Annotated in this window: 20 protein-coding genes; 6 read left to right on the top strand and 14 right to left on the bottom strand. The window is 65.0% G+C overall.

Annotated features, from left to right (window positions below; genetic code table 11):
- Window positions 1-2 precede the first annotated feature (2 nt).
- Complete coding sequence (locus AC0L58_RS02535; protein ID WP_473686365.1) at window positions 3-1,796, bottom strand: DUF1800 domain-containing protein; 1,794 nt, start codon at window positions 1,794-1,796, stop codon at window positions 3-5.
- A 219-nt stretch (window positions 1,797-2,015) separates the two neighbouring features.
- On the opposite strand from AC0L58_RS02535, the gene AC0L58_RS02530 reads away from it, so the two are divergent.
- Window positions 2,016-2,870, top strand: a complete 855-nt coding sequence (locus tag AC0L58_RS02530; RefSeq protein ID WP_473686363.1) for a TatD family hydrolase — start codon at window positions 2,016-2,018, stop codon at window positions 2,868-2,870.
- A gap of 13 nt (window positions 2,871-2,883) precedes the next feature.
- Here AC0L58_RS02530 and AC0L58_RS02525 read toward each other — a convergent pair whose 3' ends face one another.
- The 4 genes from AC0L58_RS02525 to AC0L58_RS02510 all read right to left on the bottom strand — a co-directional run bounded on the left by AC0L58_RS02525 (window position 2,884) and on the right by AC0L58_RS02510 (window position 6,698).
- The gene (locus AC0L58_RS02525) at window positions 2,884-3,414 is read right to left on the bottom strand and encodes an rRNA large subunit pseudouridine synthase E (RefSeq protein ID WP_473686361.1); all 531 of its coding nucleotides are present in this window, start codon (window positions 3,412-3,414) and stop codon (window positions 2,884-2,886) included.
- A 34-nt stretch (window positions 3,415-3,448) separates the two neighbouring features.
- Entirely contained in the window at window positions 3,449-4,411 is a 963-nt protein-coding gene (locus AC0L58_RS02520) for a class I SAM-dependent methyltransferase (RefSeq protein ID WP_473686359.1), read from the bottom strand.
- Between the two features lie 193 nt (window positions 4,412-4,604).
- Window positions 4,605-5,717 (bottom strand): S-(hydroxymethyl)glutathione dehydrogenase/class III alcohol dehydrogenase, encoded by a 1,113-nt coding sequence (locus AC0L58_RS02515; protein WP_473686357.1) that lies wholly within the window; start codon window positions 5,715-5,717, stop codon window positions 4,605-4,607.
- A gap of 45 nt (window positions 5,718-5,762) precedes the next feature.
- Window positions 5,763-6,698, bottom strand: a complete 936-nt coding sequence (locus tag AC0L58_RS02510) for a LysR substrate-binding domain-containing protein (RefSeq protein ID WP_473686355.1) — start codon at window positions 6,696-6,698, stop codon at window positions 5,763-5,765.
- A gap of 104 nt (window positions 6,699-6,802) precedes the next feature.
- Between AC0L58_RS02510 and AC0L58_RS02505 the strand changes: the two genes are divergently transcribed.
- Window positions 6,803-7,000 carry a hypothetical protein gene (locus AC0L58_RS02505; RefSeq protein WP_473686353.1) on the top strand — a complete coding sequence of 66 codons (198 nt, stop codon included), beginning with the start codon at window positions 6,803-6,805 and terminating at the stop codon, window positions 6,998-7,000.
- 106 nt (window positions 7,001-7,106) lie between these two features.
- The gene (locus tag AC0L58_RS02500; RefSeq protein WP_473686351.1) at window positions 7,107-8,051 is read left to right on the top strand and encodes an aldo/keto reductase; all 945 of its coding nucleotides are present in this window, start codon (window positions 7,107-7,109) and stop codon (window positions 8,049-8,051) included.
- Window positions 8,052-8,172: 121 nt separating this feature from the next.
- On the opposite strand, the gene AC0L58_RS02495 is transcribed toward AC0L58_RS02500, so the two are convergent.
- From AC0L58_RS02495 to AC0L58_RS02470, 6 genes are all read right to left on the bottom strand, one after another.
- Window positions 8,173-10,398: an NADP-dependent isocitrate dehydrogenase gene (locus AC0L58_RS02495; RefSeq protein WP_473686349.1), complete on the bottom strand. Its 2,226-nt coding sequence runs from the start codon at window positions 10,396-10,398 to the stop codon at window positions 8,173-8,175.
- A gap of 469 nt (window positions 10,399-10,867) precedes the next feature.
- Window positions 10,868-11,413 (bottom strand): hypothetical protein, encoded by a 546-nt coding sequence (locus tag AC0L58_RS02490; RefSeq protein WP_473686347.1) that lies wholly within the window; start codon window positions 11,411-11,413, stop codon window positions 10,868-10,870.
- A gap of 16 nt (window positions 11,414-11,429) precedes the next feature.
- Window positions 11,430-11,717, bottom strand: coding sequence for a LysM peptidoglycan-binding domain-containing protein (locus AC0L58_RS02485; RefSeq protein WP_473686345.1), 288 nt, complete (start codon window positions 11,715-11,717; stop codon window positions 11,430-11,432).
- Window positions 11,718-11,835: 118 nt separating this feature from the next.
- Complete coding sequence (locus tag AC0L58_RS02480; RefSeq protein WP_473686343.1) at window positions 11,836-14,979, bottom strand: efflux RND transporter permease subunit; 3,144 nt, start codon at window positions 14,977-14,979, stop codon at window positions 11,836-11,838.
- Between the two features lie 162 nt (window positions 14,980-15,141).
- Complete coding sequence (locus AC0L58_RS02475; RefSeq protein ID WP_473686341.1) at window positions 15,142-18,381, bottom strand: efflux RND transporter permease subunit; 3,240 nt, start codon at window positions 18,379-18,381, stop codon at window positions 15,142-15,144.
- Window positions 18,382-18,465: 84 nt separating this feature from the next.
- Window positions 18,466-19,683, bottom strand: coding sequence for an efflux RND transporter periplasmic adaptor subunit (locus tag AC0L58_RS02470; protein WP_473686339.1), 1,218 nt, complete (start codon window positions 19,681-19,683; stop codon window positions 18,466-18,468).
- A 533-nt stretch (window positions 19,684-20,216) separates the two neighbouring features.
- Here AC0L58_RS02470 and AC0L58_RS02465 point away from each other — a divergent pair.
- Window positions 20,217-20,681 carry a c-type cytochrome gene (locus AC0L58_RS02465; RefSeq protein WP_473688533.1) on the top strand — a complete coding sequence of 155 codons (465 nt, stop codon included), beginning with the start codon at window positions 20,217-20,219 and terminating at the stop codon, window positions 20,679-20,681.
- Between the two features lie 697 nt (window positions 20,682-21,378).
- On the opposite strand, the gene AC0L58_RS02460 is transcribed toward AC0L58_RS02465, so the two are convergent.
- Window positions 21,379-21,972: an acyl carrier protein phosphodiesterase gene (locus AC0L58_RS02460; RefSeq protein ID WP_473686337.1), complete on the bottom strand. Its 594-nt coding sequence runs from the start codon at window positions 21,970-21,972 to the stop codon at window positions 21,379-21,381.
- Between the two features lie 60 nt (window positions 21,973-22,032).
- Between AC0L58_RS02460 and AC0L58_RS02455 the strand changes: the two genes are divergently transcribed.
- Window positions 22,033-22,722 carry an alpha/beta hydrolase gene (locus AC0L58_RS02455; protein ID WP_473686335.1) on the top strand — a complete coding sequence of 230 codons (690 nt, stop codon included), beginning with the start codon at window positions 22,033-22,035 and terminating at the stop codon, window positions 22,720-22,722.
- A gap of 8 nt (window positions 22,723-22,730) precedes the next feature.
- Window positions 22,731-23,849, top strand: a complete 1,119-nt coding sequence (gene zapE, locus AC0L58_RS02450) for a cell division protein ZapE (protein WP_473686333.1) — start codon at window positions 22,731-22,733, stop codon at window positions 23,847-23,849.
- Between the two features lie 44 nt (window positions 23,850-23,893).
- Here the strand turns inward: zapE and AC0L58_RS02445 are convergent, their stop codons facing one another.
- Together AC0L58_RS02445 and AC0L58_RS02440 are read right to left on the bottom strand one after the other, a co-directional pair.
- Window positions 23,894-24,466, bottom strand: a complete 573-nt coding sequence (locus AC0L58_RS02445; RefSeq protein WP_473686331.1) for a DUF7010 family protein — start codon at window positions 24,464-24,466, stop codon at window positions 23,894-23,896.
- A 34-nt stretch (window positions 24,467-24,500) separates the two neighbouring features.
- Window positions 24,501-25,049, bottom strand: a complete 549-nt coding sequence (locus AC0L58_RS02440) for a CcdC protein domain-containing protein (protein WP_473686329.1) — start codon at window positions 25,047-25,049, stop codon at window positions 24,501-24,503.
- Window positions 25,050-25,141 lie beyond the last annotated feature (92 nt).

Here is a 25,141-nt window from a genome sequence, read left to right as displayed (position 1 = left end):
CCTCACTGCTGGATCAGGTAGTCGGGGGCGGCCATCACCAGAAAAATCGCCGCCCACACGCGATTGTTCAGGCCGGGATTGGGGTTGGCTGCATCTACCGTCACATTGCTCACGGCGTTGGTGATCGTGGCCACGGTGTCCGAACCCAGGCGCCCGCCGGCCAGCAACAGGTTGTAGCGGGCGACCAGGCTGTCCGGCTCGCTGGCAAAGGTCAGCTCGCCGCTGTAGACCGGCTTGCAGGTGCTCTTCGAGCCCATGGTGGTGCCGTAGGTGCCGCCGCCGAGGCCGTACTGGATCACGCTCTGCATGAAGTTGAGAAAGCCGGCCACCGTGGTTTCGTTGCAGATCTGGAACTCCGGTGCGGTGATGCCGTTGTCGCCCAGGGTCGAGTTGGACGGCACGAAGTCCGGCGCAAAGAAGTTGAACACCGACGGTGCCCGCAGCGGACTCTGTCCGAGTCGCCGGGCCGGGTCGGACTGGTCGCCGATCTCCCACGCGCCCGACGACGACGACAGGTTGAACGTGCGTGCCCACTGCACGAAACGCGCGATCGGCTCGCGCAACTTGCCGTTGGCCGGACCCGGTGGCGGGTTGCGCGCTTCGGTGTCCATCAGGATCGCGGTGATGACCGCCCGCAGGTCGCCGCGCACACCCTTGCCGTTGTTGTTGAACACCGCGGTAATGCGGCTCACATAGGCCGGGCTGGGATTGGAACTGACCAGCCGCTGGATCAACTGGCGACCGATGAACGGCCCATTGTTGGGATGGTTGCACAGCACGTCGAGTGCCATGCCCAGTGCGCTGGGCCCATCCGCACTCGCCGGGATGGTGGTGCCAAGCACATCCTTGTCGCCGTCGGAGAACTTCTTCGGGTCGTTGACCATGGGTCGGGTGGCGAAGGCCGGATCATCGGTCTGTTTCACGCCACTGGCCAGATCGAAGTTCCAGCCGGTCAGGACGGCGGCGAACGCGGTGACCTGCTCCTGCGTGTAGGTATAGATCTCCTGGCCGTTGGCATCCAGTTTCGAGCTGCCGTCGGGGTTGAGCTCGACCAGGCCAATGCTGAACAGCTGCATCACCTCGCGCGCGTAGTTCTCGTCCGGCTGACCGCCGGTTTTCGGATTGACCTTGACGCTGCCGCGCATGTTGAGGAACACGCCCATGCCGCAGGAAAGCGACACCGCCTCCAGCAGCTGGCGAAATGTACCGAAGGCGTTTTGCTCCAGCGTGTCCCAGTAAGCCGCCGCCACCGATCCCGAATCACTGACGCCGCTCAGCGACGACGCCGATATGACCATGATCTCCGACAGCGCCAGCACGACGCGCTGGCGCAACTGATCCGGCGAGGAAATCAATCGCCGCCAGAGGCTGAAATCCGGTCGTACCGTGTTGTCATTCACGCGCGGCTGGGACTGGATCCACGACCAGGCCGAAGGCTTCACCACCGGCATTGCGAACTGGTCATCCAGCCATCGCTGATACCCCAGGGTGGTGACCGTGCCCAGATCGGTCGAGCTTGCGGCGAAGCCGGCCTGGCCAAGGAAACGTGCCGCTTCCGCCTGCGTGGGCTTCGGCCCGGCTGGCGGCGGTGCTGGCGCGGGCGCGCCGCCGCCCCCGCCGGCTACCGGCGGTGGCGCCTCCGGGCCCGCACCGCCACCGCAGCCAGCCAGCGCGGCGAGGCCGAGCACGGCCGGCAACCGTGCGGCGCGACCAGTCGCCATCGGCAACGGCGCAGAACGTTCAGCGCTGCTGGCGGAGCCAGTCGGCACCACCTCCGGATCGAGCACTTCACTCATCGGTGTTCCCCTGCGCCAGCGCCGGCTGCACTGGTCTGTCGTGGCCGTTATCGATAGAACGGGAGCGTAGCCCGGTCGGTTGACCTCGGAACGTGCTGCACATAGCAGTTCAACCAGCCAGCAGGCGCCAAGGATACGGCTGTCCATTGGAAAATTCCCGGGGACCCGTCCACACTCCGCCACTGCCGTGCAACGACATCACCAACCTGAAAGGCAGACATGCAACTACTGGACATCGGCGCCAACCTCACCCACGAATCCTTCCGGCACGATCTCGACGCGGTGTTGCAGCGCGCACAGGCGCAGGGCGTGGATCGGATGATCGTCACCGGCGCCTCCGCCGAGGGAAGCCTCGATGCAGCGGCCCTGGCGCGCGACTACCCGGGCAAACTGTTTGCCACGGCAGGCGTACATCCGCATCACGCGGTGGACTACGACGACGACACCGATGCGCTGCTGCGCCAACTGGCTCGGGATCCACGGGTGCGTGCGGTTGGTGAAACCGGGCTCGATTACAACCGCAATTACTCGCCGCGCGAGGTGCAACTGCAGGTGTTCGAGCGCCAGTTGCAGATCGCCGTGGATCTGCAAAAGCCCTTGTTCCTGCACCAGCGCGATGCCCACGACGACTTCATCGCACTGTTGCGTCGCTACCGCGACAAGATTCCGGCGGCGGTGGTGCACTGCTTCACCGACAGCGGCGATGCACTGCGCGACTACCTGGCGCTGGATTGCCACATCGGCATCACCGGCTGGATCTGCGACGAGCGCCGCGGCACCCACCTGCGTGAGCTGGTGCGCGAGATTCCCGCCAACCGGCTGATGATCGAAACCGACGCACCCTACCTGCTGCCACGCACCGTGCGACCGCCACCACCACACCGACGCAACGAGCCGATGTACCTGAAACATATCTGCGAGGAAATTGCCCGCGACCGCGGCGAAAGCGCCGAAGTCACGGCGGCGAACAGTACCGCCACAGCCGAGAAGTTCTTCAAGATCCAAGATCGGGGACGGGGCACGTCAAGTTGCAACTTGACGTGCCCCGTCCCCTCCGTCCCCCAAGCAACTTGACGTGCCCCGTCCCCTACAAGACGCGTGACTCGCCGGGCGCCAGCCCATCCAGCGCGTGCTCGCCGATGCGCACGCGAACCAGGCGCAGCGTCGGGAAGCCCACCGCCGCGGTCATCCGGCGCACCTGCCGGTTGCGCCCTTCGCGCAGGGTGAGGCTGAGCCAGCTGGTGGGAATCGACTTGCGGAAGCGCACCGGCGGATCACGCGGCCACAACCATGCCGGCTCGGCGACGAGCTGCGCTTCAGCCGGCAAGGTGGGCCCGTCGTTCAGCACCACGCCGCGGCGAAGCACCTCCAACGCAGCCTGATCGATGCTGCCCTCCACCTGCGCAAGATAGGTCTTGGCCTGCTTGTGGCGCGGGTCGGTCAGTCGATGGGCCAACGCACCGTCGTCGGTCAGCAGCAACAAGCCCTCGCTGTCGCGATCCAGACGTCCAGCCGCATAGACGTCCTTTTGCTTGACGAAATCGGCCAGCGTGGCGCGGCCCTCGCGATCGGTGAACTGGCAGAGCACGCCATACGGCTTGTTGAGCGCAATGAGCATGGGAGACCGAGGATGGAGCACATCAAGCAGCTACTCAATGTGCTCCGTCTCCCGTCGAGGCCGCGCCCGCCGGCGCAGCCGGCTTGACGAAGCGCAGCGTCATCCGGTCCGACTCGCCGATCGCCTGATACTTCGCACGATCCTTGTCGCCCAGGGTAAGCGTGGGCGGCAAGGTCCACACCCCCTTGGGGTGATCGCGGCTGTCCTTCGGGTTGGCATTGATTTCGCTGCTGCCATCCAGCACGAAGCCGGCATCCGTGGCCAGCTTCACCACGTAGGGCGTGGGCAGGTAGCCGCTGCTCTTCACGGCCGCCAGGGTGGCATCATCCGCGGCCCGGTGATCGACCACGCCCAGCACGCCGCCGGGGCGCAAGACCGCGAAGAAGGCCTTGAACATCGCCGGCGCGGTGTCGGCCATGACCCAGTTGTGCACGTTGCGGAAGGTCAACACCATGTCGGCCGAAGCCGGTGCACCGAACACGGGCGCGCGCGGATCGAATTCGATGATCTTCGCGTGGTCGTAGTGCGCCGGATCGGCCGCAAACTTGCGATGCAGTGCGCTGTCATTGCGACTTGCCTCGTTGCCGGCCTTGGGCGCCGTCACGGCGGCGATGTAATGTCCGTTGTCATTGAGCAATGGCGCCAGTATCTCGCTGTACCAACCGCTGCCGGGAGTGATCTCGATCAGCGTCTGGTCCGGTCGCACGCCGAAAAACTGCAGGGTGGCCTTGGGGTGGCGATAGATGTCACGCGCACGATTGGCCTGCGAACGCCAGTCGCCGGCCAGCACGTCGTCCAGCTGCGACGCGGTGAAATCGCTGGCGCTGGTGGGCGGCACCAATTCGTCGGTCGGCTGATCCGGTGCCACCGAAGCGGTGGGTGCGGCCTGCCCGATCGCGACCGAAGGCAACGCCAGCGCGGCAACCAGCCACGCGGCCGCCAGCAAGCCCCGCGTACGGTGGGTTCGGGAACCGCCAACTTCGATCACAGGATTCATCGTTCGCTCCATGGCGCGCCGGCGATCCCGACGCAATGCAATATGGTGGAAAGAATGTGCAGGGTCGGTAGATGCGCGCGACGGACGGGCTCCAGCCGCAGCTGACGTCCATCGTTTCCTCAATCGCGTGCATTCTACGTCATGGCGTGTTGATGCAGAGGCATCGAGCAGTCACTTGATGTTCCGGGAGTGCTCAATAACGGATCACCGAACGAATCACCTTCCCCTGATGCATCAGGTCAAACGCGTCGTTGATGCGCTCCAGCGGCATGACTTCGGTGATCATTTCGTCGATCTTGATGTCGCCAGCCATGTAGCGCTCGACGTATCCGGGCAACTGCGAGCGACCCTTGACTCCACCGAACGCCGAACCGCGCCAGACCCGGCCGGTGACCAGCTGGAACGGCCGGGTGCTGATCTCCTGTCCGGCCCCGGCCACGCCGATGATGATCGACTCGCCCCAACCCTTGTGGCAACACTCCAGCGCCGAGCGCATCAGGTTGACGTTGCCGACGCACTCGAACGAGTAGTCGACGCCGCCGTCGGTGAGCTCGACGATCACCTGTTGGATCGGCGTGCCCGGATAGTCCTTCGGGTTGACGCAGTCGGTGGCACCCAGCAACCGCGCCATCTCGAATTTCGCCGGATTGGTGTCGATCGCGATGATGCGTCCGGCCTTGGCCATGACCGCACCCTGCAGCACCGACAAGCCGATGCCGCCCAGTCCGAACACCGCAACCGACGCGCCAGCCTCGACCTTCGCCGTATTCAGCACCGCGCCGATGCCGGTGGTGATGCCGCAGCCGAGCAGGCACACCTTCTCCAGCGGCGCGGCCTTGTTGATCTTCGCCAGCGAGATCTCCGGCACCACGGTGTATTCGCTGAAGGTGCTGGTACCCATGTAGTGCAGCAGCGGCTTGCCGTCGAACGAGAAACGCGAGGTGCCATCCGGCATCAGGCCCTGGCCCTGGGTCACGCGGATCTTCTGGCACAGGTTGGTCTTGCCGGAACGGCAGAACTTGCACTCGCCACATTCGGGCGTGTACAGCGGAATCACGTGGTCGCCCACTTCAAGCGAGGAGACGCCGTTACCCACTTCCTCGACGATGCCGCCACCTTCGTGACCCAGGATCACCGGAAACTGTCCCTCCGGATCGTCGCCGGACAAGGTAAACGCATCGGTGTGGCAGACGCCGGTGGCGACGATGCGCACCAGCACCTCGCCAGTCTTCGGGCCAGCGACATCCACTTCCTCGATGCTGAGCGGCTTGCCCGCTTCCCAGGCGACGGCGGCGCGTGACTTCATGATGTGGACTCCTCGGTGCGATGCGCAGGCATTGAATGATCCATGTTACCTCCCCGCGCCAGCCTCCTCGATCGCGCCGCACATCGCCATGCCTGGCAACTGTCGGCAATAGTCGTCGGCTTCGGCGAGCAGCCATTGGCGGAACACCTGGAATCCGCGATGTTCCAGTGAACGCGGCGGATAGACCAGCCAGTACGCCTCGTTCACCGGCAGGTAGTTTTCGCCCAGTACCTGCAGCCGGCCGGCATCGATCAGTGATTTCGAGGTGACCATCCGCCCGAGTATCACACCCAGCCCCTCCAATGCGGCATGGCGCAGCGCATCCATGCTGTCGAACTGGGCGACGTAGCGCTTCGGCCGTGTGCCACCGTAGCGGGCAAACCAGTCATCCCAACGCGTGGAAGGCGCCGGTTCGCCGATCACTGGCCAGCACGACAGGTCGCCTGGATCGACTGCGCCCATTCGCGCAACCAACCCGGGAGCCGCCACCGGCGCAATCCATTCGCCGAACAGACGCTCGCAGTGCAGGCCGACCCACTCACCGCGCCCGTAGCGCAAGCCGACGTCGACCGGTTCGCGCGCAAAGTTCACCAGGTTCGAACCCGACTGCAAGGTGAGTTCCAGCTCCGGATGCGTCGCCACCAGCCGCGGTAACCGGGGCACCAGCCAGCTCGACATGATGCCGGGGCTGGCGCTGAGCGTGAGCGCGTCATGATGGCGCGAGCGGTAGGCGTTCAAGGCGTATTCGATGCCGTCGAAATGCTCGCCCACCGCTTCCAGCAGGCTGCAACCGTCAACGGTCAGAGTCACACCGCGCGGGCCGCGCTCGAACAGGCGGCGCTCCAGCCGCTCCTCCAGTTGCTTCATCTGGTGGCTGAGCGCGCTCACGGTGAGATGGGCCTGCGCCGCGGCGCGCGACAAATTGCCCTGCCGGGCGACCAGCACGAACTGTTGCAGCAGGCCCAGCGGCAATCTGTTCATCTTGAATATTTCTCAAGTCAGGCTTGCGAATATATCGCTTTTTCAGGGTATCTGGCAGGCGTACCTTGAGCGCACCACAAACCAAACCCTCCCTGGAGGTTCCCATGGCATCGCTCTGGAAAGACTTGTTGTTCCTGCACGGTCATCTGCTGCACAAGGACGACCTGGACTGGCGCCGTGACGCGCAAGCGGCTCCCGCGCCACCCGAAAGCACTGGCACCGACGCACGTACCGCTCACGCCAAGGTCACCACCCTGGCCTGTTGTGCGAGCGTGTGGCCGCGCATCATGGCGCCGCGCTGAGCCGATCCCCGACTTGAATGCACGGGATCCGCGACCATCTAGATGGGATCACGCGCCGCCGTCGGGCAGCGCGTGATCTTTCGTCTTCGCCAAGCAGAGGTGTTTCATGCAACTGCGCCCACTCGGCAACTCGCCGCTCGCGATCGCGCCACTGGCCTTCGGTGGCAACGTATTCGGCTGGAGCGTCGATGAGAAGCGCTCGTTCGCACTGCTTGACGCCTTCGTCGACGCCGGCGGCAACCTGATCGACACCGCGGACATGTATTCGTCGTGGGCGCCCGGCAACCGCGGCGGCGAGTCCGAAACCATCATCGGCAAATGGCTCAAGCGCAGCGGCAAACGCGAGCAGGTGCTGATCGCCACCAAGGTGGCCAAGTGGGCAGAACATCCCGGCCTGTCGCCGGTGAACATCCGCCAGGCCGTGGATGGATCGCTGAAGCGCCTGCAGGTGGACTGCATCGACCTGTACTTCGCCCATCGGGATGATGCCAGCGTGCCGATGGCCGATACCCTGGGCGAGTTTGCGCGACTGATCGAGGCCGGCAAGGTTCGCGCGATCGGAGCATCCAACTTCAGCGCCCCTCGCCTGGCCGATGCGCTGGCCATTGCGAAACAGCACAACCTGCCGCGCTATGAATGCCTGCAGCCGGAATACAACCTGGTCAGTCGTGCGGGCTACGAGGCGGAACTGGAACCGCTGGCCCGCAGCGAGAATCTCGGCGTGATCAGCTACTACGGACTGGCCAGCGGCTTCCTCAGCGGCAAGTACCGCAGCGCGGCTGATCTGGCCAAGAGCACCGTCCGCGGCGCTGGCGTGAAGAAATACCTCGATCCGCACGGCCTGGGTGTGCTGGACGCGCTGGACGAAGTCGCGGCGGCGCACTCCGCCACGCCCGCCCAGGTGGCCCTCGCCTGGCTGATGGCGCGGCCCGGCATCAGCGCGCCGATCGCCAGTGCGACCAGCGTGGATCAGTTGCGGGAAACGTGGGCCGCCACCGCCTTGACCCTCAGCGCGGCGGATATCGCCGCGCTGGATCAGGCCAGCGCCTGAGGCTTGATTGTTGCCTGATTGCTTGCTGCCATGATGCAGACGAGGCGGCGGGCAGAGCCCGACCTACCGCCGCGCCGTAGGGCGGGCCCTGCCCGCCGCTTCTTGCGCCCGCCGCGCCCGATTACGCCGACAATAGCGCCAGCGCCGCGTTCAACGTGGCGCTGGGGCGCATCGCCTTGCTGACCTTGTCCAGGTCCGGATGGTAGTAGCCGCCGATCTCGACCGGCTTGCCCTGCACCTGGTTCAGCTCCTCGACGATCTTTGCCTCGCCCTGCGTCAGGGCCTCGGCCACCGGAGTGAATTTCGACTTCAACGCGGCGTCCTCGTCCTGCGCGGCCAACGCCTGCGCCCAGTACATTGCCAGGTAGAAATGGCTGCCGCGGTTGTCCAGTTCGCCGACCTTGCGCGAGGGCGACTTGTTGGTATCGAGGAACTTGCTGTTGGCCTGATCCAGGGTCTTCGCCAGTACCTCGATCTGCACGTTGTCATCGCGCTGCGCCAGGTGTTCCAGCGACGCGGCCAGCGCCAGGAACTCGCCCAGCGAATCCCAGCGCAGGTGGTTCTCCTCCAGGAACTGCTGCACGTGCTTGGGCGCCGAACCACCGGCGCCGGTCTCGAACAGGCCACCACCGGCCATCAGCGGCACGATCGACAGCATCTTCGCGCTGGTGCCCAGCTCCATGATCGGGAACAGGTCGGTAAGGTAATCGCGCAACACGTTGCCGGTCACCGAGATGGTGTCCAGTCCCTTGCGGATGCGCTCGAGCGAGAAGCGGGTCGCTGCGGTGGGATCCATGATCCGGATGTCCAGGCCACTGATGTCGTAGTCCTTCAGGTAACGCTCGACCTTCTTGATCACCTGCGCGTCATGCGCGCGCTGCGGATCGAGCCAGAACACTGCCGGCGTGTGGCGTGCGCGGCTCACCGCGAGCTTCACCCAGTCCTGGATCGGCGCGTCCTTGGTCTGGCACATGCGCCAGATGTCACCGGCCGCGACGTCGTGCTGCAGCAGCACCATGCCGGCTGCATCAACCACCTTGACCACGCCGTCGCCCGCGATCTGGAAGGTCTTGTCGTGCGAACCGTATTCCTCGGCTGCCTGCGCCATCAGACCCACGTTCGGCACGCTGCCCATGGTGGCCGGATCGAAGGCGCCATTGGCCTTGCAATCTTCGATGGTGGCTTGATAGACACCGGCGTAGCTACGGTCGGGGATCACCGCCTTGACGTCCTGCAGCTTGCCTTCGGCATTCCACATCTTGCCCGAGTCGCGGATCATCGCCGGCATCGAGGCGTCGATGATCACGTCGCTGGGCACGTGCAGGTTGGTGATGCCCTTGTCCGAATTGACCATCGCAAGCGCGGGACGCTTCGCATACTCCGCATCGAGATCCCGCTTGATCTCCGCCTGCTGCGTCTCGGGCAGCTGGCCCAGGCGGGCATACAGGTCGCCGATGCCGTTGTTCGGGTTGAAGCCGACCTGCTTCAGGGCGTCGGCGTGCTTCTCCAGCACGTCCTTGTAGAACTCGCTCACCGCCACGCCAAACATGATCGGGTCGGACACCTTCATCATGGTGGCCTTCAGGTGCAGCGAGAACAGCACGCCCTGCTGCCTGGCCTGTTCGACCTGCGCGTCGACGAACGCAGCCAGCGCCTTGCGGCTCATCACCGCGGCGTCGATGATTTCGCCGGCCTGCAAGGCGGTTTCCGGCTTCAACACGGTGTGGCTGCCGTCGTTGCCGAACCATTCGATGCTGACTTTGCCAGCCTGGTCGACCACCGTGGATTTTTCGCTGCCGTAGAAGTCGCCGCCGTCCATGTGTGCCACGTGGGTCTTCGAATCGGGACTCCACGCGCCCATCCGGTGCGGGTGCTTGCGGGCGTAATTCTTCACCGACACCGGCGCGCGACGATCGGAATTGCCCTCGCGCAACACCGGGTTCACCGCGCTGCCCTTGACCCGGTCGTAGCGCGCCTTGATGTCCTTCTCGTCAGCGTTCCCGGGTTCATCCGGATAGTCCGGCAGCGCGTAGCCCTGGCCCTGCAACTCCCTGATCGCGGCCTTGAGCTGCGGCATCGAGGCGCTGATGTTGGGCAGCTTGATGATGTTTGCTTCCGGCGTGGTCGCAAGCTTGCCCAATTCGGTCAGAGCGTCCGCGATGCGCTGGCTCTCCTGCAGCCGCTCGGGGAACAACGCGATGATGCGGCCAGCCAGCGAGATGTCGCGCGTCTCGACCTTGATCCCGGCCACACCGGTGAAGGAAGAAACGACGGGCAGCAACGACTGCGTGGCGAGAAACGGCGCTTCGTCGGTGAGCGTGTAGATGATCTTCAGCGTTTCGGACATGGTGGATACGAGCCTCTTTGGCGACAATATTGCGAAATGGGAATGGCGCCTTCCGCGCCGGACGTCCCGCCGCTGCCGCGCAAGCAGGAGGTCATTGGCCTCAGGCTTGCCACGTGGTGACCGGGGTGACGCTGCCTGCGTGGAGACGGCTGATGGACGCGCATGATTCCCGTCGTGGGTGACTTGTCGATCGCGACCCTGCCCCGAGGCGCGGCCGCCGATACATCCGGCCAAGTATATTTCGTCAGGCACGCCTTGTCTGGACGAGAAGTTCGCGTCGACGGCGCCGCATCACGTCGCTACAGTGACTCGCCGCCTCTGCGCGTACCGGCATGGCGGCATGCCGCGCAGTCCATCGCCCATGAGCGGCAGTGGGACATGTCTGCCCAACATCCGCATCGCCAGTCTCCGGAAATGGCAAGGGCGCGAATGAATCGCGCCCTTGCCAGGTCCCGCATCGCCGAATCGATTACTTGACGGAGAAGTCCTTGCTCGCGGCCGGGTGACCGTCGAGCGTGATCTCGACCTTGTAATTGCCAGCCGGGAACCCGTCGGGCTTGCTGATCATGAAGGCGGTGGTCTCCGCACCCATGGTGTCGAGCACCTTGCTGTCCTCGTGCACGGTCTGCTCGTGTGCAGCCTGGGTGCCGTCGTATGTCCATTTCGCAGCCAGGGTGGCGTGGCCGGTGCCGACGGTCTCGACCGACGCATAGATCTTGTCCTTCGGCGCGAAGGTGGTGCCTGTGGCGTGAATCTTGTTGTTCGCATCCACGCTGGAGCCGATCTCCACCGAACTGACGCTGACCGCCGCAGAGGAGTCAGCCGCCGGCATCGCGGTCGTGGAGGATGGCGGCGGGCTTACTGGCGGCGTCATTGGCGGCGCCATCGCGGTGGCGCTCGGCGGAGGCGCGGTCGGCACAGGAGAGGCAGGCTCGTTGCTCTTGCCACAGGCGCTCAACGCCAGTGCGGCGGCCAGTGCGGAAGCGAGTATCAGGGGTTGGCGTGTTGTTTTCATGGGGACGTCTCCTGCTTCAGGACTTGGGCGGGATTCTCAGGATCTGGCCGGGCTTGATGCGATCCGGGTCAGAAAGTTGATCGCGATTGGCTTCGAAGATCTGCCTCCATGCATTCGCGTTGCCATAAAAGTGCTTGGCGATCTTCGACAGGCTGTCGCCCGTCTCGACGATGTAGTTGGTAGCCCTGTCGACGGTGGAGCTCACCTGCGACTCCACGTTGCTGAAATCCGGCGAACCGGCCGGACTGGACGTCACCGTGCTCTGCACACTGGTGAAATCGGGCTTGTCAGTCTCTTTGCCCATCGCACGCATCTCCGCTTTCGGGAGGGCGCAGTGTTGCGCACGTTCGGGTTAACGACGCGTGAGTTGATGAATGTTCCGTTCAGCTGTCGCCATGACCTGCGCCGCGACGCGATTCGGCTCAGATCTGCACCAGCCGCTCTCGTTGGCGCAGCAGCCTGCGCTCGCGCCGTCGCGCGCTCCACGCCGCTCGGCGCTCGGCGAGGCAGGAGAAGATCACGTACAGCGCGGGCGTGCTGAGCAAAGTCAGGCTTTGCGAAATCAGCAGGCCGCCGATCAGGGCGATGCCGAGTGGACGGCGCAGCTCGCTGCCTTCGCCGAGGCCGATGGCAATCGGCAGCGCCGCCAGGATGGCCACCATCGTGGTCATCATGATCGGGCGGAAACGCACCAGGCAGGCCTCGCGAACGGCTTCGAGCGGGTTCTTGCCGTGCTCGCGCTGAGCGACCAGGGCGAAGTCGATCATCATGATCGCGTTTTTCTTGACGATGCCTATCAGCAACACCAGCGCGATCTGCGCCACCACCGACAGTTCCGTATTGGTCAACCACAACGCCAGCAGCGCGCCGACGCCGGCAGCCGGCAGGGTGGACAGGATGGTCACCGGATGGATCAGGCTCTCGTAGAGCATGCCGAGCACGATGTAGACAGTGATCACCGCCGCCAGCACCAGCCACAGCATGCCGCTCTGAGATTGCTGGAAGCGGCGGAAATCCCCACCGACGTTGAGTTTGATGTCGCCCGGCATGCGCATGTTGCCGACCGTGGACTGGATCACCTGCAACGCCTGGCCCATGCTTACGCCGGGCGCGAGATTGAAGCTCAGGTCCATCGTGGTGAACTGGTTCTGGTGGGTGATCTGCGACGGCGCCAGGCCCGGCTCCTGCCGGGTAAATGCGGTGATCGGCACCATCTGGCCCTTGTTCGATTTCACGTAGACGCGATTGAGCGCATCCGGCGTGGCAGTCTGCGAAGGCAGCGCGTTGACCACTACGCTGTACTGATTGATGTCGGAGTAGATGGTCGACACCTGGCGTTGGCCGAAGGCGTCGTACAGTGCGCCGTCGATCGCGCCGACGGTGACACCCATGCGCGCAGCCGTATCGCGGTCAATGACGATATTCTGGCGCAAACCGCCATCTTCCACGTCGCTGCCCACGTCGCGGAACATCGGGTTCTTCTTCAGCTCGGTCACCAGCCGCGGCAACCACAACTGCAGCGAGGCGAGATCGTTGCCCTGCAGCGAGATCTGGTATTGAGCGCCCTGACTGGTGCCGCCACCACCGCCACTGGGCAGATCCTGCACCGGGCGCAGGCGCAGATGGAGGTCGGGATACTTCGCGGCCTTCGCACTCAACCGGGCCAGTACCTCGAAGGTGTCGTCCTCGCGCCCCTGCGCGTGCGTTTTCAGGTCGATGTTGAACGAACCGCTGGTGCCGTGGCGGCTGCTGCCCAGGCGCGTGCCCACGGTGGCCACATCGGGATCGGCCAGCAGCATGGCGGTGAGCCGCTGCAGACGCTGCTTGCTCTCATCGAACGAGACGGTGGCACTGGACGTGGCGCGGCCCCAGATCAGGCCCGTGTCCTGCTGCGGAAACAGGCCAGCCTTGACCACCGTGAACAGGTAGAAAGTGATCCCGATCAGCGCCAGCGGGGTCAGCGCGAACAGCAGCGCGTGGCGCAGCGAAAAGTCCAGCGCGCGGCGATAGACACGCAACATGCCCGCGTGGAAGCGATCCAGCAGATGGGTTCTGGCGGGAAGGCTTCCCAGCTTCGCACGAGCCCGATGGCCGCTGAGGTAGCGCCCGCACAGTGCCGGCGTCAGTGTAAGCGACACCGCCGCCGACACCACGATGGCGGCCACCAGGGTCACCGCGAACTCATGCATGAACATGCCGGTGATGCCACCGGCAAACAACAGCGGAATGAACACGGCCACCAGCGACGCCGTGATCGAGACGATGGTGAAGCCGATCTCGCGCGCGCCGGCGAGGGTCGCCTGCATCCGGCTCATGCCTTCGTCGATGTGGCGGATGATGTTCTCGATCACCACGATCGCGTCGTCGACCACGAAGCCGATCGCGATCACCAGCGCGAGCAGGGTCAGGTTGTTCAAGGTGTAGCCCAGGATATACATCACCACGAACGCGCCCGCGAGCGACAGCGGCACCGCCACCGCGGCGATCAAGGTAGGCGCCAGCCGGCGCAGGAACAGCGCCATGGTCAGGATCACCATCGCCAGCGAGATCAGCAAGGTGGCCTGTACCTCGTGCAGCGATGCCCGGATGGTCGGCGTACCGTCGAAGAACGGCGTCAGCCTGGTCCCCGGCTCCAGGAATTCGCGCAGGGCCGGCAGTTGCGCCTTGACCAGGTCGACGGTGGAAATGACGTTGGCGTCAGCCTTCTTGTACACGTACATCAGAACCGCCGGCTTGCCACCGAACCAGGCCGCTTGATATGCGTCTTCGGTACCGGCATAGACATGCGCCACGTCAGACAGCCGCACCGGCGTGCCGCTGTGGCTGGCAATCACCAACTGCGCGAAATCCGAAGCGCTGTGCAGGGCGGTGGTCGCCGCGACCGCCATGCGGGTCTTGCCGTCACTGAGGAAGCCCTCGGGCGAGGTCACGTTGGCCGCGCGCAAAGCGTTGCGCAATTGATCCGGCGACAGGCCCATCGCATTGAGCGCACGCAGGTTCACGTCCACCCGGATCGCCGGGGTCGAGGCGCCGGCGATCTCCACTGAAGACACCCCCGGCAACTGGCGCAGGCGCTGCGCCAGCAGCGTGTCGGAGACGTTGTATAGATCGGCGGCGGACTGCGTGTCGGAGGTCAGCGCGAACGCGATCACCGGATCGTCATTGGGGTTCGCCTTCTGGTAGCTGGGCGCGCCATTCAGGCCGCTGGGCAGGTCGGGTGCCGCCGCGTTGATCGCCGCCTGCACGTCGCGTGCGGCGGAATCGAGATTGGTGCCGTTGCGAAACATCATGAAGACGAAGGTGCGCCCTTCGGAACTCGACGAACGCATCATGTCAATGCCGGGCACCTGGCCCAGATGACGTTCCAGCGGCGCGGCCACGGTGGAGGCCATCGTGCTGGCGTCGGCGCCGGCCTGACTGGCCTGCACGAAAATCGCCGGAAACTGCATGTTCGGCAGCGCCGCCACGCCGAGCAGGAAGTAGCAGATCATGCCTCCGACGAAGAGCCCCATGGCCAGCAGCGAGGTGCCGATCGGGCGGCGGATGAACGGGCCGGAGACATTCATGCAGCGAAGACAACCGTGATGCGGACGACAGCATGCCGTCCAGGACGTGAGCGGATCATCCCATCATCAACGCGCAAACTGCAAAACGGTTGATCGGCCAGCCGAATAACGCCACCTCCCCCGCAATCCCGGGAGAGGCGGAAGCAACTCAGAACGAAAGGATCACGCCGTACTGCCGATCCGCGCGTGGTTCAGGGCGCGCTGCTCGCGCCGCGCTGCCAGCCAGTCGGAGAAACGCTCCATGTAAAGGTAGATCACCGGCGTGGTGTACAGCGTCACCAGCTGCGACAACAACAGGCCGCCGACGATCGACACACCCAGCGGACGGCGCAGTTCCGATCCGATGCCGGTACCCAGCGCCAGCGGCAACGCGCCGAGCATTGCGGCAAAGGTGGTCATCATGATCGGGCGGAAACGCAGCAGGCAGGCACGACGGATCGCATCATGCGCATTGAGGCCGGCGCGACGCGCCTCGATCGCGAAGTCGATCATCATGATCGCGTTCTTCTTCACGATGCCGATCAGCAGCACGATGCCGACAATGCCGTCCACCGACAGGCTCATGCCGAACACCATCAGCGCCAGCAAGGCGCCCACACCGGCCGGCGGCAGGGTCGAGATGATCGTCAGCGGATGGATGTAGCTCTCGTAGAGCACGCCCAGCACGATGTAGATCACCACGATCGCCGCGAGCAGCAGCAGCACCTCGTCGCCCAGCGACGAATTGAATTCGGCCGCCTTGCCGATGAACTGGCCACGCACCTGCGGCGGGAAGTCCATCTCGTGCTCGACCTGGTGGATGGCATCCACTGCGTCGGACAGCGAATACCCCGGCGCCACGTTGAACGACAGCGTCACCGCCGGCAGCTGTTGCTGGTGGCTGACCACCAGCGGCGCGCTGGTCACCTCGGCGCTGGCCAGTGAAGACAGCGGAATGGTGCCGCCGCCGCCGAGGCTGATGCCGATATTGCCGGTGCTGCCGATGCCGGTGGGGGTGGCCGAATTGCTCGACTTGACCTGGCCGAAACTGGTCGCGTTGCTGCCGGTGAGCGCCCCCGAACCGTTGCCGCGCACGGTCAGCTTGTTGAGCAGGTCGGTGCTGTTGCGGAACTCCGGCGCTACTTCCAGCACCACGCGGTACTGGTTCAACTGGGTGAAGATGGTGGAGATCTGGCGCTGGCCAAAGGCGTCGTACAAGGTGTCGTCGATGGTCTGCACCGGCACGCCCATCCGGCTCGCCTTCTCGCGGTCGATGGTGAGCTTGAGTGCATTGCCGCGATCGGCCAGGTTGTTGTCCACATCGGCCAATTCCGGCCGCTGGCGCATCGCACGGGTCATCTGGTCGGCGAATTTGGCCAACTCGGCGGCGTTCACCTCCGACAGCGAATACTGGTATTCCGTGGCCGACACGGTGCTGTCCAGGGTCACGTCCTGCACCGGCTTCAGATACAGCGCCACGCCCGGAATATCCGCCACCGACTGCTGCAGTCGCGGCAACAACTTGGCCAGACCATCGCGGTCGCCGCGATCTTTCAGCACGATGCTGAGCTGACCCTGGTTCAAGGTGGGATTGATCGTGCCGGCGCCGATGAACGCGGCCACGCCGGCCACTGCCGGATCCTTGCGCAAGGCCTCGGCGACCGCCCGGGTGCGCTGCTCCATGGCCGGAAACGCAATATTGTCGTCGGCCTGGACCACGCCGGTGATCAAGCCGGTGTCCTGTTCGGGCAGCAGGCCCTTGGGAATGGCCATGTACAGGAACACGGTCAGCACCACCGCGGCACCGGCCACCACCATGGTCAGGCGCTGGTGATCGAGCACCCAGTCCAGCGAACGCTCGTACAGATTGACGGAGCGCGCCCACACCGTGCGCTTGCCGGCGGCCGCGCTGCGTTCGTGTGCGTCGTCCCCTTCGGGCAGTTGATCGGGCTTGAGCAGATAGGCGCACATCATCGGCGTCAGCGTCAGCGACACCAGCATCGAGATGCTCACCGCGATGGTCAGCACCCAGGCAAACTCGTGGAACAGGCGCCCGGTCACGCCGGGCATCAGCAGCAGCGGCAGGAACACCGCCACCAGCGACACGGTCAACGACAGCACGGTGAAGCCGATCTCCTTCGCACCGATTTCGGCCGCCTCCGGCCCGTCGTGGCCCTTTTCGATATAGCGCACGATGTTCTCGATCATCACGATCGCATCGTCGACCACGAATCCGGTGGCCACGGTCAGCGCCATCAACGACAGGTTGTCCAGCGACATCCCGGTGAACGACATCACCCCGAACGTGCCCAGCAGCGACAACGGCACCGCCGTGGCCGGAATGATGGTGGCCCACAACCGGCGCAGGAACACGAAGATCACGCCGATCACCAGGAACACGGTGAGGATCAGGGTGAACTCCACGTCGTGCACCGAGGCACGAATGGTGACGGTGCGGTCGGCGAACACGTCCAGGTGCACGTCGGCGGGCAGCGCACTGCGCAGCTCCGGCAGGATGCGGCGGATCTGTTCCACCGTGTCCACGATGTTGGCGCCAGGCTGGCGACGGACGTCCAGCAACACGGCGGGCTTGCCGTTGGCCCAGGCAGCGAGCTGGTCGTTCTCGACGCCGTCGACCACCTTGGCCACGTCGGACAGCCGCACCGGCGAGTTGTTCTTGTAGCTGATGATCGTGCTCTTGTACTGCTCGGCGTCGGCAAGCTGGTCGTTGGTGCCGATCGAATAGCTCTGCGTCTTGCCGTTGAGCGTGCCCTTGGGCGCGTTGACGTTGGCCTGGGTCAACGCCGAGCGCACGTCCTCCATGGTCAGGCCGAGGTTGGCCAGCTGCGCCGGGTTGACCTGGATGCGCACTGCCGGGCGCACGTTGCCGGCGATCGAGACCAGGCCCACGCCCTGCACCTGCGACAGCTTCTGCGCCAGGATCGAGTCGGCCAGGTCGTTGACATCGCGCAGCGGGCGGCTGTCCGACTGCAGCGCCAAAGTGAGGATCGGTGCATCGGCCGGATTGACCCGGTTGTACACCGGTGGGTACGGCAGGTTGCCCGGCAGCGTGCCCTTGGCCTGGTTGATCGCCGCCTGCACGTCCTGCGCGGCGACGTCGATGTCGCGACCCATGTTGAATTGCAGCACGATGGTCGACAGGCCGGCGGACGAGTCCGAGCTCATCATGCTCAGGCCGGAGATCTGCCCAAGGTTGCGCTCCAGCGGCGTGGTGATCAGGGTCGCCATGGTGGTGGCGCTGGCACCCGGATACTGGGTGGTCACCACCAGGCTGGGCGCCTCGATCTCCGGCAGCGCCGACACCGGCAGCTGGCGGAAACCGAGGATGCCGAGCAGCAGTACCGCCACCATCAGCAGCGAGGTGGCAATCGGTCGGCGAATGAAGAGCGTGGAGAATCCCATGGCTATCCGTGGAGAAGTGGAGCGGCTCGCACCGCGATCATGCTTCGCGTGGCTCCCCGGCAACGCGCCGGGGATGCGCGCTCATCAGTGACGACGACGGCCACCCGTGTTTTCCTTCTTCGCTTTCTGCAGATCCTCCGCCGTAGGCGCCGCCGGCACTTCACCGGGCTTGAGCGGAGTGACCTTGCTGCCGGGCTTGAGCCGGAACTGACCCTCGGTCACCACCTTCTCGCCGACCTTGAGCCCGCTGCCGACCATCACGTGGCTGTCGCCCACTTCGCCGGCGACCACGATGTTCTGCATCTTGACCGTGTTGTCGCCCTGCACCTGGTAGACATAGTCGCCGTCCGGCCCGCGCTGCACCGCCTGCGAGGGAATCACCAGGCCGCCATCGACCGTGTTCACCAGCAGTCGCACATTGACAAACTGGCCCGGCCACAACTCGTTGTGCTCGTTGCTGAACTCGGATTTCAGCCGGAACGTGCCGGTGCTGGTGTCAATCTGGTTGTCGATCACCTTGAGCACGCCGCCGCTGGCAATCGGGTGCGCGTCGACGCGATCGAGCGCCGTGACCTGCAGCGGCTGCGCGCCCTGGGCCGCGCGACGGACCATGTCCAGGTTCTGCTCGGGCAGGGTGAACATCACATTGATGGGATGCAGTTGGGTCAGCGTGACGATCGGCGTGGAGGTATTCACCACGTTGCCCGGGTCCACGGCGCGGATGCCGGCCAGGCCGTCGATCGGCGAGCGCACCTGGGTGTAATCCAGTTGCACCTTGGCATCACGCATCGCCGCCTCGTCGGCAGCCACCGCTGCCTCGTACTGGGCCACGGTGTTCTTCTGGGTCACCAGATCGCTCTTGGCCACGTACTGGCTGTATTTCGGATCCTGCGCGCGCGCGTAGTTGCTGCGCGCCGTGGCCAGCAGGGAGCGGTCCTGGTTGCGCCGGCTGACGGCCTGGTCATAGCTGGCCTGGAACGTGCGCGGGTCGATCTGGGCCAGCACCTGGCCTTTCTTCACCGGCTGCCCCTCGTCGAAATTGATGCTGAGCAGCTGGCCGCTCACCTGCGGGATCACCGTGACGGTATTGAGCGCCTGCACGGTACCCAGCGCGGTCAGGTAGACCGGCACATTCTGCTTGGCCACCGGCACCACCGTGACTGGCACAGGCTTGGCGCCATCCTTGCCGTTGCCACCGGCTTGGGCCGCGGCGCCGGCCGGCTTGTGCAACAGTCGGAAGCCGACTATGGCCAGGATGACCACAGCCAGTACGATCAACGCGATCTTCCAAAAACGCGACATGCAAAACTCCTGAATTGAACCCTGGCGTTCAAACCGCAACCAATCCGGCAAACCGGCGCGTGATCGTGGCAGCCACGACCACTCCATCCGCAACCGCGCAGACGAGCGCGCCCGCATGGTCGAAGCATAGGGGCACTTGAACAACTTTGAACAATGCCGGTTGACACGGGTAGGGCATGACCGATGGCAGGGTATGCGTCCCGTTTCAGCCCGAATGGAACCGGTCGGAGATCATTCCAGCCGGCAGGACAACAGAAACACCCGGCAGGCCTGAAACTTGCCGCACGCTTCGTTTATAATACCGGACTGGTTGTCTGGGCGCGCCGAGCGCGATCCGGCAGCCGACAACAGGGGTTGGGGACCATCGACGCGTTCGATCCTGGCCGCTGAGACGATTTCGCCAGACCGGCGTGACAGTGCAGTCAATCAGGCGGCCCAGCCCGCCCACTGAAAGGAGTACGTGCGTGAGCGGTTCCCTTAGCAATTCCGACAAGAGCTTCCTGCGCCAGTTTTCGGTGACGATCGGCAGCCTGATGGTACTCACCGTGATCCTTGTGCTGTCGGCCCTCGCGATCAACAACAGCGAGCCCAGGGAAACCAATCCCAACCAGCCGGCAAAAGTGGCCGAACGACTCGCCCCGGCCGGCGCTGTCTACGCTGGCGACACCGGTCGCGCCGCGATGCAGGCCGCCAAGGAAGCCGCGGCCAAGGCGGCAGCGTCGCAAGTTGCCTACGGTGGCACCACCGACGGCAAGGAGATCTACGACCATCTGTGCACCAGCTGCCACACCGCAGGCATCGCCGGCGCGCCGAAACTCGGCGACAAGGCCATGTGGGGGCCGCGCATCAAGGAAGGTATCGACACCCTGGTCAAGCACGCCATCGAGGGCTACCACGGCCCGGACGGCAACTTCATGCCACCCAAGGGCGGCAACCCGGCGCTCACCGACGAGCAGGTCAAGGCCGCCGTGCACTGGATCGTCGATCAGGCGAAATGATTTTCGCCTGATCCAACAAGCTTTCGCCAAATGCCGCCCACCGGGCGGCATTTTCGTTGGCTCCCTCCCCCGTTCACGGGGGAGGGTTGGGGTGGGGGGCCGCCCAGCCAGAACCTCTCCAGACCGCCACAAGCCAAACCGCACCAAACAACGCATCACGCACAGAAGCCACAGTGACCCCACAAGAGCGAAGCCAAAGCGCCCCCATCAGCCCTGCGGGCAGCTTCCCCCGCAAGCAGGGGAAGCGATCCGGGGACTCTGTGCACTCGAACAAGACCGATGCTGGGCGTTGTTCGCCTCAATAGAGCAAAGGCCAAAGCGCCGCCATCAGCCCTGCGGGCAGCTTCCCCCGCGAGCGGGGGAAGCGATCCGGGGACTCTGTGCGCTCGAACAAGACCGATGCTGGGCGTTGTTCGCCTCAATAGAGCAAAGGCCAAAACGCCCCCATCAGCCCTGCGGGCAGCTTCCCCCCGCGAGCAGGGGAAGCGATCCGGGGACTGTGCGCACTCGAACAAGACCGGTGCCGAGCGTTGTTCGCCTCAATAGGGCAAAGGCCAAAGCCCCCCATCAGCCCTGCGGGCAGCTTCCCCCGCTAGCGGGGGAAGCGATCCCTGGGGCCATCGACCTTCGTCTCTGAATTTCGGAGTCTCCCACAAGCACGGGGACTGGAATCTCAAGTCCGCCGAGACGCACCGCTTCAGCTCACCGATTTCCCGATCCACTCTCGCGCGAACTCTTGCACCTGCGGGAAGAATGCCTCGAACCGCTGCTGCAGCTCATCTTCATGCGCCACCAGTACCGGCAAGGCCGAATCGAGCGGGTTGGCCCGGCTGAGGCGCTGCCCGATCCCGGCCAGCGCCCGCCCCAGCACGGCACGGTCGGCGTAGCCGGCGGGCAGCTGGTTCGCGTCCATGTAGGTGCGAAACCGGCGCAGCTCTGGCGTCAGCAACGTGTCCCGCCGCCACAGCAGGAGGCGCAGCGCCTCGGAGTACGCGGACAATGGCTGCTTGCTCCAGCGGGAAAAATCCCGTGCCAGGCAGTGATCGAACCACATGTCCAGCAAGATCCCGGCATAACGTCGATACGGTGGCGGCAGTTGCGCCTTGGCCGCTCGCACCTCGGGATGGGCGTCGGTGTAAACGTCGATCGCGCGGTGCAGGCGCATGCCGGCGATCACCCGAGCCGACCATACGGCAGGGTCGGGCCGGCCACGCACGAAATCGCCAAGCATGCCGCCCAGGCGCAATGCCTCGTCGTCGCCAGCCAGCAAGGCGTGCGCCAGATGGTTCATCGGGCCATGCCGCCAAGCGGGCACGGGCGGCGAACGCGCATGGCGGTTATGATCCCTTGCATGAATCCCACCACACTCCCTGCCGACCCTGCCAGTTTTCCGGATGTCGCTGCCAGTTTCCTGCTCACCGGCCCGGTCGGCAAGCTCGAGGCGTCCAGCGACCTCGCCGAGCGCGCCGACGCCCGTCGCGGCGTGGCGGTGATCTGCCATCCGCTGACCAGCGAGGGTGGCACCATGCACAACAAGGTGGTGACCATGGCCGAGCGCGCATTGCGCGAGTCCGGGCTGGACACCGTGCGCTTCAATTTCCGTGAGGCGGGCAATTCCGAGGGCAGCTTCGACAAGGGTCGCGGCGAGCGCGAGGATCTCGCCGCCGTGGTGGCCTGGGTGCGCCGGGTACGCCCGGACGATGCCTTGTGGCTGGCCGGCTTCTCGTTTGGCAGCTTCGTGAGTATCGCCCAGGCGGTGCCGCTGCATGCCGATGCGCTGATCAGCATCGCGCCACCGGCAGGCCGCTATGAGTTCGGCACCATCGCGCTGCCGACCTGCCCCTGGCTGGTGGTGCAGGGCGAGGCCGACGAGGTGGTCGAGCCCCAGGCCGTGTTCGACTGGATCGACAGCCTGGAACACAAGCCCGAACTGGTCCGCATGCCCGACACCAGCCACTTCTTCCATCGTCGACTGATGGATCTGCGCGGCGCGATCAAGCATGCCGTCCGCGGCTGGCTGCCCCCGACACGCTTGGCCTGACTTGCTCCATGACTGAACCACCATTGCTCGCGCCGAGCGCGCGTTATGAGGAAGGTGTCGCCGCGCACCGCTGGGAATCGGATCCGACCCAACTGGCGCTGCTGCCCGAGTTCGACCGCATGCACGCCGCGTTGTGCGCCGAACCGGCCACCGGAAGCGGCCTGTTTGGCCGGCTGAAGTCGCTGCTGGGCGACGACCCGCCCGAGGCCGTGCCGGGACTCTACCTGTGGGGCACGGTGGGGCGCGGCAAGACGTTCCTGATGGACCTGTTCGCCGCCAGTCTGCCGCACGGCGTGGTCTTGCGGCGACACTTCCATCGCTTCATGGGCGAAGTGCATGCCCGCCTGCGCGAGCTGGGCGAACGACAGAACCCGCTGGTCGAGGTCGCCGCCGGCATCGCGGCGCGCTGCCGCGTGCTGTGCCTGGACGAATTCCTGGTCAACGACATCGGCGACGCGATGATCCTGTCCAACCTGCTCGATGCGCTTTTCGAGCACGGCGTGAGCCTGGTCACCACCTCCAACACCGCGCCCAAGGACCTGTATCGCGACGGCCTGCAACGCGCCCGCTTCCTGCCCGCCATCGCCCTGATCGAACAACGCTGCCATGTGGTCGAGATGGCTTCCTCGCGTGACTGGCGTCTGCGCGCGCTGACCCATGCACCGGTCTACCTCACGCCACCGGGTGTCGAGTCGCATCGCGCCCTGGAGCGCATCTTCACCAGCCAGGCCAGCGAGCCCGTTGAAGTCGATGGCACGCTGCACATCAACGGTCGCGACATCACGTTCCACAAGCGCGCCCCGAACGTCCTGTGGTTCGACTTCGCCGCGTTGTGCGAAGGCCCGCGCGCCGTCGCCGACTACATCGCGCTGGCCAAGGCCGGCCCGACCATCATCATCGCCAACGTGCCGCAGTTCACCATCTACAGCGAGGACGCAGCCAGGCGTTTCGTGCAGCTGGTGGATGAGTTCTACGACCGTCGAGTGAAGCTGGTGCTCACTGCGGCCGCACCGATCACCGAACTGTACGACGGTGAGCGCCTGCGCGCGGAATTCGGTCGCACCGAATCGCGGTTGATCGAGATGCAGAGCGAGGAATACCTGGCATTGCCGCACCTGCCGGAGTGATCGCGGCCAACGAGGCCCGGATGCGGCATGCAGCGTGCGGGTCTTCAGGCGCGCTGCAACTTCCGCCAGCGGCTTTCGAGCACCAGCATCGTGAACAGATAGATCACCACGATCACCGCCGGAATCACCACGAACCGCTGTGCCGGAAACAGATACCAGGCCGCCAGCACCGTCACCGTGCGCACCAGCGCATGCGCGACGCCGATCCAGTGCCGGATGATCCACGACACCGGCACCCACATCAGTCCCGCCAGGATTCCCACGCTGAGCGGCAGCGAGGTGTAGTCGCTCAGGAAAAACGGGATGGCGATCGCATAGACCAGCAGCGACATCAGCACGGTCAGCATGAACAATGCATCGAACGCGTTCTTCGGTCGCGACTTGTCGAGAAAGTTCTCGCCGGTGAAACGGGACAGAAACATGCCGAGATAGGCAATGGATCCGGTCGCGATGAACAGTGCCCACACGGCATACAGCGGTGCCAGGCATGCGCCGGCCACACCGGCGACCACCCATGCGATACAGCCGGCCAAGGGCATGGCCAGGAACCGCCGTCGCGCAAACTCTTCCCGCTGTTGGTCCAGCGAGCGGGGCGCAGCTGACACAGGCTGATTCATGTCTTCACCTTCCAGCTTATCGACGCCTCGGGCGTCATTCGACCTCGGAGGCCGTAGCGGCCGGATGCGACCGCACGAAACGCTGGTGATGAATCAGTACGCCGCTGTAGTAGACGATGTAATAGCCAATCAGCAGCCCGATCACCAACATGGTCAACGGACTCGAGGCGTAAGCCATCGGCTGCGCCTGCATGCCCGCCTGGGCGTGCTGCAGCTGCGGCCACGCCACCATCAACCGCCAGGCCAGCCGCCCCAGCAGCAACACGGTGAGCAAGGCACCGATCCACGGATTGGGCACATAGCAGTCACCCTTGATCGGATCCACCTCGAAGCGCGTCAGCTGCAGGCCGACCAGGCCGACCGCGCCGCCGACCAGCACGCCACCGAACAAGCCTTCGGCCAGCGCCAGATGATGGAAGCCGCTTAGCGCAAGCAGGCCGCCGATGACCGCGAAGATCGCGACACGGGCGATCATCCGCTTGCGCCTGATCCGCTGTCGACCGAAGGTGCGGCTGACCCGTCGCCACACGATCAGCGCAAGCACGGGCAACATGATCAGGTAACTGGTCAGATGGGCAGGCATGAGCGATCCACCGATGGCGAAGATGCGACCAGCTTAGCCGGCGACACGCGCGCTGACGACTGACGTTTGTCACCTCTTCGCCATGCCGCCCG

The sequence above is a fragment of the Rhodanobacter sp. G2-10 genome, from assembly GCF_055809185.1.
This window is presented reverse-complemented; position numbering and strand designations above follow the sequence as displayed.